This is a genomic window from Agrobacterium sp. rho-13.3 (assembly GCF_033957765.2).
Taxonomy (GTDB): domain Bacteria; phylum Pseudomonadota; class Alphaproteobacteria; order Rhizobiales; family Rhizobiaceae; genus Agrobacterium.
In genome coordinates this window covers 327,297-342,432 of the sequence record NZ_CP192775.1, presented here as the reverse complement: position 1 = coordinate 342,432, position 15,136 = coordinate 327,297, and the positions used below count along the sequence as shown (strand labels likewise).

Genomic DNA, 15,136 nt, shown 5'->3' with positions numbered 1-15,136 from the left:
TGCCTTCAAGGGAGTGTGACATGACCGACGACAGAACCAAAGGGAGCCGCAATCCGCGGCTTCAGATTGACAATGTCAACAAAGCCTTCGCCGGCGTGACGGTCTTGAAGAACGTCTCCCTGTCAGCCCATGTGGGCGAGATCGTCGCGCTTCTCGGTGCAAACGGTGCGGGTAAGTCGACACTCATGAAAATCCTGTCCGGCGTTTACACGCTGGACAGCGGACAAATCCGAATTGACGATACGGTCACGACGATCGCCACCCCGCAGGATGCGATTGCGGCTGGCATCAGGCTGATGCCGCAGGAGCTTTCGGTCCATCCGGATCTTTCAGTTGCCGAAAACATCGCGCTCGGTTCCATGCCCAAGCGGTGGTTTTCAGGCATTCCCGTAATTGACTGGCGGGCGATGGAGGACCAGGCGGAAGCGCTGCTCAAGCGGTTGCGGCTCGATCATGTCGCCCCCAGCCGACGGATGGGCTCGCTGCCTTTGTCCGAGCAGCGTATTGTCGAAATCGCCCGGGCGCTCTCCGGCAAGGCGCAGATCCTGATCATGGACGAGCCGACTGCATCGCTGGGCGAGGTGGACGCCAACAATCTTTTTCAGGTGATCGAGGCACTGAAGGCACAGGGCGTCACCATCATCTATATCTCGCATTATCTTGACGAGGTCTTCCGGCTGAGCGACCGGATCGTCGTTTTGCGCGACGGCGAGGTTCGCGGCCAGTTCAAGACCGCCGAGACAAGTCGCGACGAGGTTCTGACGGCCATGCTCGGCAGCGAACTCGGCGATCTCTATCCAGCCAAATCAGCAGCGCGTGCGGATGCAACGACGGTCCTGTCCGTCGAAGGCCTGTCTCTTGCCGGATGGCTCGAAGGCGTCTCGCTGTCCGTGCGGCGCGGCGAGGTCTTCGGTGTTTTCGGATTGATCGGATCGGGTGCCGAAAAGATCGGCCGCGCCATCTATGGTGCCGAGCCTGCTGCGCGGGCCAAAGCCGTCCGGCTGAACGATATCGACATCGGCCTGTCTAGTCCCCGAAAGAGCGTGCGCAGCGGTATTGGCTTTGTTGCCGCCGAGCGCAAGCGTCAGGGGCTTATCGGCAATCTTTCGGTGCGCACCAACACCACGCTGCCCTATCTCAGCCTGTTCACGCAGTCCAGTGTCGTTGATCAAAAGCGCGAAGACGCAAGTACCAGAGACTGGATCAAGGCGTTGCGGGTCAAGACATCCGGTCCGGATCAGGAGATACGCCTGTTGTCCGGCGGCAACCAGCAGAAGATTTGCCTGGCCCGCTGGCTGCTCGGGGCCCCGAGTTTTCTCATACTCGAAGAGCCGACACGGGGTGTCGATCTCGGCGCCCGGCGCGAAATCTATGCGGAAATCCGCCGTCTTGCGCAGGCGGGACTGGCGATCCTGATCGTATCCTCCGATGCGGAAGAAGTGGCCGGGCTCGCGGATCGCAGCCTCGTTCTGGACGATGGAAAGGTCGTTGCCGAGCTTGGACAGGATGCCACCGCGACAGACCTGATGCGGGCGGCCGAACCTCGATCTTCCATCCGCGATATGAATGAACTGGAGAAAGCATGATCAAGTCGTCCTCCATTCCCGCAGCGGCGGGGGCCTCGAAGAAGCAGGCAGGTTCGATGGCCGACCTTCTCGGCCGCCCGGCCGCGGGCATCGTTCTGCTGCTGGTGTTTTACATCCTGCTTCTGGCGGCATTCTCGCTTCTTTCCCCCTATTTCCTGACGCTGAGCAACCTGTCCAACATCGGCACCAACATGGCCTTCATCGGCCTGATGGCCGCCGCCGGGACGCCGTTGATCATCGGCGGTGGGCTCGATCTGTCGGTTGCCGCCGTTGCCGGACTGGCCGGTGTCATCGTGGCGCTGATGCATGCCAACGGGATCAATATCTGGGCAGGGTGTTTCACGGCGCTCGTTATCGGCTGTGCGGTCGGCGTGATCAATGGCTTCATTGTCACCCGCCTCAAGCTCAATCCGCTCATCGCCACGCTCGGGACGATGAGCATCTTTTCCGGCCTATCCATGGTGATGACCGGCGGCCTGTCGAAGCCGCTCTTTGTTCCCGCCTTCAGCTGGCTCGGATCAGGCCGCCTTTTTGGCATCCCTTTTCCAATCATTCTTATGCTGCTTGTGTTCGCGGTGCTGTGGTTGATCCTTTCGAAAACCCCGTTTGGACGCTTCGTCTATGCGACTGGCGGTAACCCGGAGGCCAGCAGCTTGCTTGGAGTACCGGTCGAGCGAACCCAGATGATACTCTATGTCGTCTCCGGACTTTCGGGGGCGGCGGCAGGCATTATCCTCGCCGCAATGCTTGGCGCAGCTGCCCCAAATGCGGCCGGTCAACATTTGCTCACCATTATTGCGGCCATCATTCTTGGCGGAACTAGCCTGTTCGGCGGTCGCGGCAGTGTCTGGGGTACACTCATAGCGGTGTTGATCCTCGGAACGCTGAACAATGGCCTTACACTGATGAATGTCTCCAGCTTCTGGCAGGACGTCACACGCGGCGTTGTTCTCCTCATGGCGGTTGGCCTTGATCAGTTGCGTGTGCGCTTGCAGAACTGACGCATTTATCCCCCGAGAATACTGGAGAAATTCAATGTCTGAACGCCTGTTGAAAGTCGGCTTGTTCGGCATCGGCCTGGAGGCTTATTGGCCGCAGTTCGAAGGCCTGCACGCACGGCTGAGCGGTTATGTCGATACGGTCGAGAAAAAGTTGGCGCGACCGGGTGTGGACGTCGTCAATCTCGGCCTTGTCGATACGCCCGAAAAAGCGTTGGAGGCCGGCCACCAGTTTCGCCAGGCTGACGTCGACATTATTTTCCTCTACATCACCACATATGCGCTCTCGTCCACGGTACTGCCCGTCGTTCGCAGGGCCAAGGTTCCGGTCATCATTCTCAACCTGCAACCGGTCGCCGCGATCGATTATGCCAGCTTCAATGCCTTGGGCGACCGTACTGCGATGACAGGTGACTGGCTGGCTCACTGCTCTGCCTGTCCAGTTCCGGAAATTGCAAATGTCTTCAATCGGTCGGGCATCCGTTTCCACCAGGTCACCGGCGTACTTCAAGGGGACGACGGTGTCGACGACGAGATCAATGACTGGATGGAAGCCGCGCGTGTCGCACATATCATGGAGCACAATCGACTGGGAGTGATGGGTCGCTATTACAACGGTATGCTGGATATCTATTCCGATCTGACTGCGCAGGCATCGGCATTTGGTACGCATATCGAGGTCATTGAAATCGATGAACTGGCTCGCTTACGGCAAGATGTGAGCGAAAACGAGATTTCCGCCTGCCTGGCTGAGATCAATAAGGATTTCGATGTGCAGGCGGATTGCGATCCGAAAGAATTGCTACGCGCAGCCAAGACAGCCGTGGCGTTGCGAAAGCTTGTCGAGAAAAAGTCGATCGGCTCGCTGGCCTATTATTATGAGTCCGTCCCCGGACATGAATACGAAGACATTATAACGTCCGTGATCGTCGGCTGCTCTATGTTGACGGCGCAGGGCGTGCCTGTGGCCGGCGAGTATGAAATTAAAAACGCCCAAGCCATGAAAATAATGGACAGTTTTGGGGTAGGGGGGTCGTTTACCGAGTATTATGCGATGGATTTTGCACAGGACGTGATCCTTATGGGGCATGATGGCCCTGGTCACACCAAGATCGCGCAAGGCCGCACAAAGGTTCGTCCTCTACAGGTTTACCATGGCAAGGTGGGGTCAGGTGTGAGTGTAGAAATGTCCGTTCAGCATGGTCCGGTGACTTTGCTATCCGTTGTCGAGGTTGCGGGTAAGGTCAAACTTCTCTGCGCAGAAGGCCACTCCGTCGAAGGTCCGATCCTGGAGATTGGCAACACCAACAGCCGCTACAAGTTTTCGCTGGGCGCACGACGGTTTGTTGAGGAATGGAACAACGAGGGGCCGGCGCATCATTGTGCCGTTGGAATAGGGCATATCGCTGCCAAAATTGAGAAGCTTGGAAAGCTCCTCAGTCTTGAGGTCATTAAGATTTGCTGAATTCCTAGATCCCCGATTTTGAGACCGTTGGGGCCATAGATTTCCGGGGCTTCGGATGCGTTTACCGAAGTGGCAGCTACGACATTCACGAGGTGGACATCGTTAAATTGCGAGGCTCACGCAGGCCCCAGCATAATATAGGTCTCGCTCTTTGCCACGCCGTTGATGGCACGGACCGTTGAGATCAATTCATTCAGCTGCAGCATCGTTGATACCTCAATCTCGGCGATCATATCCCAGATACCGTTGGTGTTGGAGAGCGCTTTGACGCCTGGCAGTCGCTTGACAGATGAGATTGTCGTCTTTGGAGAGCCTTCGACTTCGATCAGAATGAACGCCCGGAGAAAGTCCTTGCCGACATCGTCCCTTAATCTGACGGTGAAACCCTTTATGTCGCCGTTGGCAATCAGGCGATCCAAGCGTTTTTGGGCGGTGGCACGAGCAACGCCGAGCAATTGTGCCAGCTCCGGTACGGAGGCGCGGCCATTGACGCGAAGCTCTGAGACCAGTCGCTTATCAAGTTCATCCATTCGAAATTTCCTTATTCGGCAATATATTGATTATATCGTCAATTATTGAGAAAATAAGACACTTTGTGTTCTTTTTTGTTCATGAGACAACAGCTAAACCGGCCTCTGTCGGGGCTTTTTGCCAGCCATAAATGCGGGATCAAGCTCAAAACAAGCTGGTCTAAACGCTCCCGATCAATCAATGCCGCTTACGCATGTAAGCGCTGATTAAACAGTGATCCGGCAAGCCGGATTGTGATGGGAGATAGATTTATGAGATTGTCACGCGTTTTTTCTTCAATACTCGTTATTGCTGGCGTGTGCGCCACCGTGACTGCAACACATGCAGACGACCTTCAGAAAGTGGAAAAGGCTGGAAAACTTTCGGTCGCCCTGTCTGGCGCGTTTCCGCCCTTCAGCTTCGTAGACGAGAACAACAAGGTTGTTGGTTTCGACGTTGATATCGGGTCCGAAATGGCGCGTCGCCTTAAAGTCGAGCCCAACATCGTCACCACCGCTTGGGATGGCATCATCGCCGGTCTCGTGACCGGTCGGTATGACACCGTCATTGGCTCTATGGGCATTACAGATGAGCGTAAAAAGGCCATCGACTTTGTCGGTCCTTATTATCGTTCTGGCCTTGGTCTGTTTGTTGCCAAAGGTGCCGATGTCAAAAAAATCGGTGAACTCGAAGGTAAAACCATTGGCGTGACTTTGGGCGAAACCTCCGAAAAATGGGTTCGTGACCAGAACAAATTTACGGTCCGTACCTATAAGGGTTTGCCCGAAATGCTTCTCGATCTCGGCGCAGGCCGCGTCGATGCCATTGTTGCTGACGACGTTCCCGTGCTTGTCGCGATCAACAAGAGCAATGCTGCCGTCGAGCAGGTCAAGGACGACGCTTTGCCTCGCTTTGATATCGGCATTGCCATTCGCAAGAACAACCCCGAACTTGCCGCCGCAATGCAGAAGGCTCTGGATGCGATGATGGCAGACGGCACATACGAAGCCATTTCCAAAAAGTGGATCGGCTCGGACATCCGCTAAGTATCTTGCTCCGGGTTGCCAAGGGGGTCTCCCGGAGCATTGCACACGAAAGCGCATGGTTTGTTGCAAACGGTAGCGCTTATTTCATCAAAAGTCATCGCGTTCGGGCGTTGTCTGCGGCAGCGCTGTCGCTGACGTGTTTCGCATCGGCGAATGCAGGACACAGAATTTCGCGCAAACCCATGGGATGATCCTTTCCGCAATCTTTTTGCGTGAAAAGGCCGGTCCGGAAAGGCCGAAATGGATATCGAACTGATCAGGCGTATATTGCCCTTCATGGTCGAAGCATCATTGCTAACCCTGTGGCTCACTGCCGTGTCGCTGGCAATAGGGCTCGTCGTCGCAACGGCAATCACCACGGCACGTTTCTCAAAGACCGCACTATTGCGGGGGCTGGGAACAGCATATGTCAGCATCATGCGGGGTACGCCCTTGCTCGTGCAGCTTTTTCTCGTTTACTTCGGCGGCCCGCAATTTGGTCTTGACCTGACACCATTCATGGCCGGTGTGTTGACCATGGGCCTCAACATCGGGGCCTATATGTCCGAAGGGATCAAGGGTGCCATCCTGGCCGTCGACAGGGGGCAGGCAGAGGCTGCTCGCTCCATCGGGTTCGGGCGTTTTGCGACCATGCGGTTGTTCGTTTTACCGCAGGCTGCACCGCTGATGATCCGATCTCTTGGCGTCAACACCGTGATCCTGTCGAAAAGCACCGCTCTGATTTCAACCATCGGCGTGGTGGAACTGACCTATTCGGCGCAACGCTTCGTAACCTCGACCTACAAACCTTTTGAAGTCTTCGCCGTGGCAGGCCTGTCTTACATGGTCATCGTCGCAGCCATCTCGGTTGTGATGCGAACGATCGAAAGGATATTCGACACGAGCAGGAGGGCAGGGGCATGAGTCTCGATCTAAGCGTCGTCCCCTCATACTGGGAAATCCTTTTCACGGGCGTGTTATGGACCGTTCTTATTACCGTCCTTGCCGGTGCGATCAGCATCATTCTGGGTATGCTCATAGCCACGACGACACTCTACGGTCCGAAACTCGTGAGCCTGCCGATCCGCGGCATCATGTTCCTGTTCATGGGCACGCCGCTGCTTTTGCAGCTCTATCTGCTCTACTATGGACTGTCGCAAGTCGGCATCATGTTGCCAGCCTTCTGGACAGGCATAATCGGGCTTGGCCTGCATTATGCCGCCTATAATGCCGATATTTTCGGGGCATCGCTTAGAGGTGTGGATTCCGGGCAGATGGAAGCAGCCAGAACACTTGGTTTTGGCAAGGGTGCGACCCTGCGGCACTTCATCGTACCACAGGCCGTGCTGGCAGCACTTCCGCAGGTTGGAAACAACAGCATCATTCTGTTGAAAGACACGGCGGTTCTTTCGGTTCTTGGTATCGCGGAACTCGTGCTGAACGCGCAGCGGGCCATCAGTGAAACCTATCGCCCGTTTGAGTTCTATCTCACCGCAGCGGTTCTCTACTACATCGTCAATATCGCGATGGAAGTCCTTCTGAAACAGGCGGCCAGAAAAGCGGAGGCAATCCGATGACAGCGCAGACCCCCATGATCGAATTACGGCAAATCCGTAAATCCTATGGCGACCACGAGGTGCTGAAGGGCATCGATATGAGCGTTGCCCGCGGCAAGATCGTATCCATCATCGGGCCAAGTGGTTCGGGAAAGAGTACGTTGCTGCGGTCTATCAACATGCTGGAAGAGATTTCCAGCGGCGAAATCTGGCTGGATGGACAGCAGGTAAATCGCCCGTTGAAGGGCCGCGCCTTCGAAAACCATATCAACCATATCCGACAGGACATGGGCATGGTGTTTCAACAGTTCAATCTGTTTCCTCATCTGACCGTGCTTCAAAACATCATGATCGGACCGATCAAACTCAAGGGCTTGGGCAAGGCCGAGGCATTGGACAGAGCCAATACGCTGCTTGCCAAGGTCGGGCTTGCCGACAAGGGAGATGCCTATCCGGCCAGATTGTCCGGTGGCCAGAAACAGCGCGTCGCTATTGCGCGCGCTCTCGCCATGCAGCCGAAAGTCATGCTGTTCGATGAGGCAACCTCAGCGCTTGATCCGGAGCTGGTTGAAGAGGTGAACCAGGTGATGAAGCAGCTTGCTGCTGAACATATGACCATGCTGATCGTGACCCATGAAATGCGCTTTGCTGCCGAAGTCTGTGATCATGTCATGTTCATGGATGGAGGTGTGGTTGTCGAGCAGGGTGCCCCCCGCGATGTTCTGTCCAACCCTGTCGAAGAACGTACCCGCGCATTTCTGCGCAAACATCTTTCCTATTGAGCAGAGACCACTCCCATGACCATTCATAAAAATACATCGCTCGATCCTGCCCATGTTCGCGATCTTGCCCTGCGCATCGTTTCCTGGCCGAGTGAAACTGGAACGGTGGGAGAGGCAGAATTTGCCGATCGCCTGCACGCGTTGCTTCTAGAAATCCCCTATTTCCGCGATCACCCGGACGACATTCGTCTTATCGAAAGCCATGGCGATCCTCTCACGCGAAATGTGGTCGCGGTGGTGCGTGGCACGGGCAGGAAAACAATCGCCCTGGCCGGGCATTTCGACACGGTATCCACCGACAACTATCACGAACTCAAACCCATTGCCTGTGACGGCCTCAAGCTGAAAGAGGCTTTGATTGCCGATCTATCGGTAAAAACGCGTTCCGAGCAGGAAGAGCGGGCTTTGCAGGATTTGCTGAGCGGTGATTTCCTGCCCGGACGGGGAATGCTGGACATGAAGAGCGGCGATGCAGCAGGTATCGCCTGCCTGGAACATTTTGCAGGCAGTCCTGACCGCAAGGGCAACCTGATGCTGATCCTCACCCCCGACGAAGAGCGTGAGAGCCGCGGTATGCGTTCGCTGCGCGATGCGCTCCCCGGTCTTGCCGACGCCTTCGATGTCGAGATATCCGCTGCGATCAACATGGATGTAACGTCTGATCAGGGTGATGGTCGCGAAGGCAGGGCGGTTTACGCCGGCACCATCGGCAAGCTTTTGCCGTTCGCGCTGGTCATAGGCTGTAGTTCACATGCAAGCTACCCGTTTGAAGGTGTCAGCGCGCAGGCGATGGCCGCTGGCATTTTGTCGCGCTTTGAAGGCAACGCGGCACTTGCGGACAAGGACGACAGCGATGTTTCGCCACCACCAATTTGTCTCGAAGCAAAAGACCTGCGTGACGGTTACGAGGTCACGACGCCCGAGCGTTTCTGGATCGCCTTCAACTGGCTTTATCACGCCATGACGGCAGAAGAGCTTTTTGAACGCTTCCGCAGTGAGGTTCTGACTGGAGCGACGGAGGCGGTTGACCGTTTTGCCGCTCAGTCCTTGGAATATGGCAGGCTGGTGAGCAAAAGTGCCGGTGCCACGCCTGCGAACCCGCGTCTCTTTAATTTCGCAGAGCTACGTACACTCGCCGCGCAGTTTGCGGGAGAAGGATTTGAAGCACTGTATGCTGACAAGGAAGCAAGTCTTTCGGCAATCGACAATCCGCTGTCGCTGACCCGCCAGATCACCGAGTGGCTGGTTGGTGTGGCACGGCTGTCAGGCCCTGCTATCGTCGTCGGCTTTTCCGGGTTGCACTATCCGGCCAGCCGTCTGCGGACGGAGCACGCCAACGACCGCGCCTTGCATACGGCCATTGAAAAGGCCCGCGCCTCTCTCGGCAATGCACCAGACCGTAGCCTGACTTGGAAACCGCATTTTCAGGGCATTTCCGATATGAGCTTTCTCGGTCAAGCAGCCATGAGCAGCGATGTCGTTTCGCAGAACACACCGATTTCCCGCCTCATCGATCATCCTCCTGCGAATGCGCTGCGCTTTCCAGCCGTCAATATCGGTCCATGGGGACGTGAGTTTCATCAAAAACTTGAGCGGGTTCATGCGCCCTATGCCTTTGAGGTTTTGCCCAACCTTGTCGCCGACATCGTTGATCAATTTCTCAACGAGACCAGCAACGACGTTTGAAGCGCTTTCGCGCCGGCGTCGGCGTGTTGTTGCAAGCCGCAGCGTAACGCAAACAGGATAAAATCCATGACCACCCACACAAATCTAAACACTGTTCCTTTCGTCAGCGTCGATCATATGATGAGGCTTGTCCTGACGGTTGGAACAGATACCTTTCTGACCGAGCTTGCTGCCGTGATCGAAGAGGATTTTCTCCGTTGGGAGCAGTTTGATAAAACCCCGCGCATTGCATCCCATTCAGACGAGGGCGTTATCGAATTGATGCCGACGAGTGATGGAACGCTCTATGGTTTCAAATATGTCAACGGCCATCCTAAGAATACCAAGGAAGGACGCCAGACTGTTACAGCGTTCGGCGTGCTGTCGGATGTCGGCAACGGCTATCCGATGCTTCTTTCCGAGATGACGATTTTGACAGCCCTTCGCACCGCCGCTATGTCTGCGGTGGCTGCCAAACATTTGGCACGCAAGGGTTCAAAGACCATGGCGATCATCGGCAATGGCGCACAGAGCGAATTTCAGGCGCTGGCCTTCAAGGCGATTGTTGGCGTGAACGAACTGCGGCTGTACGATCTCGATCCTTCCGCAACAGACCGATGCACCCGCAATCTCGCCGGACACGGCTTCACTATTACCAAATGCGCGACCTCCCAGGAAGCCGTAGAAGGCGCCGACATCATCACGACAGTCACGGCCGATAAGCAATGCGCCACCATCCTTTCCGACAACATGGTTGGCCCCGGCGTACATATAAATGCCGTGGGTGGTGATTGCCCCGGCAAAACGGAACTGCACAAGGACATCCTGCTGCGCTCCGATATCTTTGTCGAATATCCGCCACAGACCCGCATCGAAGGCGAAATTCAACAGCTTGGTGCCGATTACCCGGTTAAGGAACTTTGGGAAGTGATGGCAGGCAAGATCGAAGGGCGTCAATCCGACCGCGCCATCACCCTCTTCGACAGCGTCGGCTTCGCCATCGAAGATTTCTCAGCGCTTCGCTACGTGCGCAGCAAACTTCATGAAACAGCTCTCTACATCGACCTCGACCTTCTGGCTGACCCGGATGAGCCACGTGACCTCTACGGCATGTTGTTGCGATGCGAGCAGCACTTGGAGACTTTGTCATAGCGAGTAGCGCATTGCCTTTGCTCTGGACGTGTGATCGTCGCTGCGTGCTTCTGTGATTTAAAGAGCCCTCAGACTGCTTGCCGGTGCAGTGGCCCACTATCGCCGGCAATCGCACCAGATCACCCTCATCTGGTTCGTAACGGCTGCGTCGAAAGATGATGAATTGTTGCAACATCCGACTGCTTGGTCTGCTCGGGCTCAGCAGTCTCCACAGCCAATTTTCTGAACGGCTTGACGATCAGGATGAGGAGATCATCCACGAATGTGAAGATGACCGGAATAACGAGTAAGCTTAGAAAGGTCGACGTCAGCAATCCACCGATCACCAGGATCGCCATCGGCTGACGAAAGCTGGGGTCTCCGCCGCTGAGACTGAGTGCCACAGGCAACATACCGGCACCCATGGCGATTGTCGTCATGATGATTGGCCGCGCCCGCTTGTGGCAGGCGTCGATGAGGGCCGCTGCCCGCTCGACGCCTTGGCGACGCGCCATGATCGCGTATTCAACGAGAAGGATGGAATTCTTCGTCACGACACCCATCAGCATCAGCAGGCCAATGACGGCCGGCATGGAAAAGCTGATTCCGGTGACGACCAGCGGCAACAGCGCGCCGCCGACGGACAGCGGCAGGGCCATAAGAATGGTGATCGGCTGAAGGAAATCGTAAAAGAGCAGCACAAGCACCGCGTAGATGCAGAAGATACCTATGCCCATGGCGATGGCGAAGCTTGAAAATAGCTCCGACGAGCGCTGTAGTTCGCCCTGCTCGACAAGATGAACCCCAACCGGTAGATTTTTGAGAGCCGGAAGCTGGCGTGCTTCGTTCATCACTTCGCCTAGGATGCGGCCGTTCAGCTCCACCGAAAGCGTAACATTGCGCGACCGGTCAATTCTATCGACCTGTGCCGAGCTACCGCCAATCGATATATCGGCGATCGAAGAGAGCGCGATATCGTTGCCGTTGGCGCGTACCGTCAGGCGCGATATCTCGGCCAGATCGACACGCAATGCCGGATCAAGCCTGACCCGTATGGGTATCTGCCGCTCTGGAAGATTGAGTTTCGGCATCACCGACGAATAATCACCATTGGTCGCGATACGAACCGTGTCCGCAATCGCTTGCGAGGTGACACCGAGAGCCGCCGCGCGATCGAAGTCTGGTTTGATCTGAATTTCGGGGGTTTGGAGGGCCGCGCTAGACACCACATTCCCGATGCCTTTCAATGAGCGAAGTTGGGTCTCCAGATCGTTCGAAACGCTTTCAAGCATTCTCGAATCGTCACTTGCCAAGGTAATTTCAAGCTTCGTGCCATTGGCGCCTGCGCCGACTTCGACGCGAACGCCGGGCAACACCGTCAACGCCTGCCTTATCGCGCTTTCGATCTGTGACTGCTTTACGGACCGTTCGTTGATCGGTTTGAGATCGACGGTCAGCGTTGCTGACGTCGTGCTGCTTGTCGTGGACGCATCGGGTCCGCCTCCACCGGACGCTGCCGTGCCGATGGAATTGAAAACATGGGTTACATCGGCAACTTTGGACACGATGGTCGCCGCCGCTGCCGCTATGGTTTTTGTCTCCTCCAGAGAGCTGCCGGGAGGGGTTGTCAGAGATATCCGTGTCTGCGCCGTGTCGGAAGCGGGAATGAAACCGGTTTTCAGAAACGGGATGACACATAGGGACAAACCGACGAAGGCTACGACTGCGAGCAGCGTGACCTTTCGGTTTCCAAGGCAAAAGCCGACCGCCTTGAGATAGGCCGTCATGATCCGACCGTCCTCTTTCTGCACATGTTGCGGTTTCATGAAATAGGCGGCCATGACCGGAGTGAGCAGCCGCGCAACGAGGAGCGACGTGAGCACTGCAACCGCTGCCGTCACACCGAATTGCCGAAAGATGAGGCCGGGAATGCCGGCCATGAAGGCTGTCGGAAGAAAAACGGCGACGAGTGTGAACGTCGTTGCGATGACCGCAAGGCCGATTTCGTCTGCCGCCTCCATAGCTGCATCATAGGGTTTCTTGCCCATGGCGATATGCCGGGAGATATTTTCCACCTCGACGATCGCATCATCGACAAGGATACCGACAACCAGAGAAAGGGCGAGCAGCGAAACGATGTTCAAGCTGAAGCCCGCGAGATAAATGACGAGAAACGTCGGAATGATCGACAGCGGCAGTGCGATGGCCGAAAGCATCGTCGCCCGCCAATCGCGCAGGAACAACATGACAACGATGACCGCAAGCGCCGCGCCCTCGTATAGTGTTTCCATCGAAGCCTCGTAGTTTTCTTCGATCGGCGTGACGGTATTATTTGCCTCGGAGATGGAAATCAAAGGATAGGCCGCTTTGAAATTTTCGACGGCCTTGCGAACGTCTGCGGCAACGCCTGTGTCCGAATAGCCGTTGGACCGTTTGATCTGGAAGGCGATGACAGGCTTTCCGTCCTCGTATGCAAAGGATGTCCTGTCTGCGAATGCATCCGTGACGTTTGAAATCTGATCAAGCCGAATATGCTCACCGTTCGGCAGAGGAACGGCGATCGCCTTCAACTCGTCCACGGAGTTCACGGCGCCCAAGGTGCGAAGCGTCTGCCGCGCTCCGCCGACTTCGCCGACGCCACCGGACTGGTCGACCTGAACGGACTTGAGTTGCGTCGAAACATCCGAGGCCGTAATACCGAGAGCGTGCATGACATTGGGATTAAGATCGACATGGGCCTCGCGGTCCACACCCCCAATTCTATCAGTTTCTCCCACGCCTTTAACGGACATCAGCATCTTGGATATATCGTTGTCGACCAGCCACGAGAGCTCAGTCTCATCAAGTCGGTCGGAACGAACAACATAGGTCAACAAGGCGGAAGACTGCACCGTCAGTTTCGAAACCGTGGGGGTCGTCATCTCCTTTGGCAAGTCTGCCTGCGCACTATCCACCGCGTTCCGCACCTCATTCAATGCAGCTTCCGGGTCCTTGCCAACCTCAAATGTCACGGTTATCGACACTAACCCGTCGGTAATCGCGGTGCTGATGTGATCGAGCATACGCAGGGACGGAAGCTTATCCTCGATCTTGCGCGCCACCTCTGTCTCGAGTTGATCGGGCGCAGCCCCTTCGAGGGAAGCGGATATCTTGATGGTCGGCAAATCCATATCAGGCAGGTTTTGAACTGGCAGGCCCATGAAGCCGAGGATGCCGCAGACGGTCAGCATTGCAAAAAGCAAAACGCAGGGAACCGGATTGCGAATGGACCAGGCTGAAATATTCATTCGCCGATCTCCGTACTTTGCACGACCTTGACCGAAGCGCCGTCCGCAAGAAAAGCGCCCCCGGATTTCACCACATCGGACCCCGCGACGATGCCTGTCTTGATTTCCACGAGGCCCTTCTGTCGCCTGCCGGTTTCGACGCGTTTGCGCTCGACACGCATGTGATCGGCCATGACAAAAACGTACGTCATGCCGTCGCGCTGAACGATAGATGTTTGCGGGACTGCAAGGCTTTTCGTGCGCCCTATATCAATCGATCCCGAGACAAATTGGCCGGGTGTTGAACCCGTACCAGGGAGCGCAACGAAGATCAGCGCACGACCAGTGTTCTTGTTAACGGTCGGCGATACCAGTCGAACCGATCCCTGGACGGTCGATGCGTCCGGTAACAGGATTTGCGTTGCCTGACCCTCGCGGATGGAGGAAAGCTGGTTTGAAGGAACTTCCGCCTGCCACTCGATCCGCTGCTGGCGGATCAATCGAAACATTTCCGTGCCGGAGGAAACGACCGCACCGAGCGTGGCCGACCGCGATGAAATGATGCCGTCGTCGACCGCGATAATCCTTGTTTGCGCCAGCTTGATTTTTTCACTGGCAAGCCCTGCTTTTTCCGATGCCAGACTTGCCTGCGCGGTTCGCTGCGCGATCAGATATTGCATTTTCGTCTGACCCGAGAGTGCACCGGAGCCGTCAAGCTGCCGCGCGCGTTCGACATTGGCGTCTGCCTCGTCGAGATTGGCCTGCGCGGTACCGATTGCAGCCTGCTGTTTTTGAATATCGGCAAGAACGCTTTCGGATGAAAGCTCGGCAAGCGTGTCGCCTTTGCGCACCAGCGATCCCACATCGACAAGAATGGTGCTGACTTTCAGGCCGCCGACTTCGGAAGAAACAACGGCCTCCTGCCAGGGTAGCAACCAGCCCGAGGCAGACACAGTCTCGGGCCATTCTTGCGTGACCGGTTTGACGAGCTCGACCGTCAACGCAGTGGCTGTTTGCGACACGTCTTCCTGCGCCTGTGCACACGGTGTGCTGACAGCACAACAAAGAAGAGCGGCCAAAATGGTATTTCGAAAATTGAGATGCATCCGCTTCACCCTGAAAATCCAAAGCGCGCACCCGACATATCGACGG

The 15,136-nt window shown here is 56.1% G+C and carries 12 protein-coding genes; 9 read left to right on the top strand and 3 right to left on the bottom strand.

The window, feature by feature from the left end; translation table 11 throughout:
* Positions 1–20: 20 nt before the first annotated feature.
* Genes RMR16_RS16430 through RMR16_RS16420 form a run of 3 tightly spaced genes read left to right on the top strand, consistent with a single transcriptional unit; the run spans position 21 to position 4,049 of the window.
* Complete coding sequence (locus RMR16_RS16430) at positions 21–1,586, top strand: sugar ABC transporter ATP-binding protein (protein ID WP_320199748.1); 1,566 nt, start codon at positions 21–23, stop codon at positions 1,584–1,586.
* Positions 1,583–2,587, top strand: coding sequence for an ABC transporter permease (locus tag RMR16_RS16425; protein WP_320199747.1), 1,005 nt, complete (start codon positions 1,583–1,585; stop codon positions 2,585–2,587). Before RMR16_RS16430 ends, RMR16_RS16425 begins: the two co-directional genes overlap by 4 nt.
* A 34-nt stretch (positions 2,588–2,621) precedes the next feature.
* A complete protein-coding gene (locus RMR16_RS16420; protein WP_320199746.1) occupies positions 2,622–4,049 on the top strand; it encodes an L-arabinose isomerase family protein in 1,428 nt (475 codons plus the stop codon).
* Positions 4,050–4,165: 116 nt separating this feature from the next.
* On the opposite strand, the gene RMR16_RS16415 is transcribed toward RMR16_RS16420, so the two are convergent.
* Positions 4,166–4,579, bottom strand: coding sequence for an Lrp/AsnC family transcriptional regulator (locus RMR16_RS16415; RefSeq protein ID WP_320199745.1), 414 nt, complete (start codon positions 4,577–4,579; stop codon positions 4,166–4,168).
* 252 nt (positions 4,580–4,831) lie between these two features.
* Between RMR16_RS16415 and RMR16_RS16410 the strand changes: the two genes are divergently transcribed.
* The 6 genes from RMR16_RS16410 to RMR16_RS16385 all read left to right on the top strand — a co-directional run bounded on the left by RMR16_RS16410 (position 4,832) and on the right by RMR16_RS16385 (position 10,739).
* Positions 4,832–5,605 (top strand): transporter substrate-binding domain-containing protein, encoded by a 774-nt coding sequence (locus RMR16_RS16410; protein ID WP_320199744.1) that lies wholly within the window; start codon positions 4,832–4,834, stop codon positions 5,603–5,605.
* Positions 5,606–5,845: 240 nt separating this feature from the next.
* Positions 5,846–6,508 (top strand): amino acid ABC transporter permease, encoded by a 663-nt coding sequence (locus RMR16_RS16405; protein WP_320199743.1) that lies wholly within the window; start codon positions 5,846–5,848, stop codon positions 6,506–6,508.
* Positions 6,505–7,161 (top strand): amino acid ABC transporter permease, encoded by a 657-nt coding sequence (locus tag RMR16_RS16400; RefSeq protein ID WP_320199742.1) that lies wholly within the window; start codon positions 6,505–6,507, stop codon positions 7,159–7,161. The genes RMR16_RS16405 and RMR16_RS16400 overlap by 4 nt, the downstream gene beginning before the upstream one ends.
* A complete protein-coding gene (locus RMR16_RS16395; protein WP_320199741.1) occupies positions 7,158–7,922 on the top strand; it encodes an amino acid ABC transporter ATP-binding protein in 765 nt (254 codons plus the stop codon). The genes RMR16_RS16400 and RMR16_RS16395 overlap by 4 nt, the downstream gene beginning before the upstream one ends.
* 15 nt (positions 7,923–7,937) lie before the next feature.
* Positions 7,938–9,608: a M20/M25/M40 family metallo-hydrolase gene (locus RMR16_RS16390; RefSeq protein WP_320199740.1), complete on the top strand. Its 1,671-nt coding sequence runs from the start codon at positions 7,938–7,940 to the stop codon at positions 9,606–9,608.
* A gap of 66 nt (positions 9,609–9,674) precedes the next feature.
* Positions 9,675–10,739, top strand: coding sequence for an ornithine cyclodeaminase (locus RMR16_RS16385; RefSeq protein WP_320199739.1), 1,065 nt, complete (start codon positions 9,675–9,677; stop codon positions 10,737–10,739).
* Positions 10,740–10,864: 125 nt separating this feature from the next.
* On the opposite strand, the gene RMR16_RS16380 is transcribed toward RMR16_RS16385, so the two are convergent.
* The gene (locus tag RMR16_RS16380) at positions 10,865–14,005 is read right to left on the bottom strand and encodes an efflux RND transporter permease subunit (RefSeq protein ID WP_320199738.1); all 3,141 of its coding nucleotides are present in this window, start codon (positions 14,003–14,005) and stop codon (positions 10,865–10,867) included.
* Complete coding sequence (locus RMR16_RS16375; RefSeq protein ID WP_413785988.1) at positions 14,002–15,090, bottom strand: efflux RND transporter periplasmic adaptor subunit; 1,089 nt, start codon at positions 15,088–15,090, stop codon at positions 14,002–14,004. The genes RMR16_RS16380 and RMR16_RS16375 overlap by 4 nt, the downstream gene beginning before the upstream one ends.
* Positions 15,091–15,136: the final 46 nt, after the last annotated feature.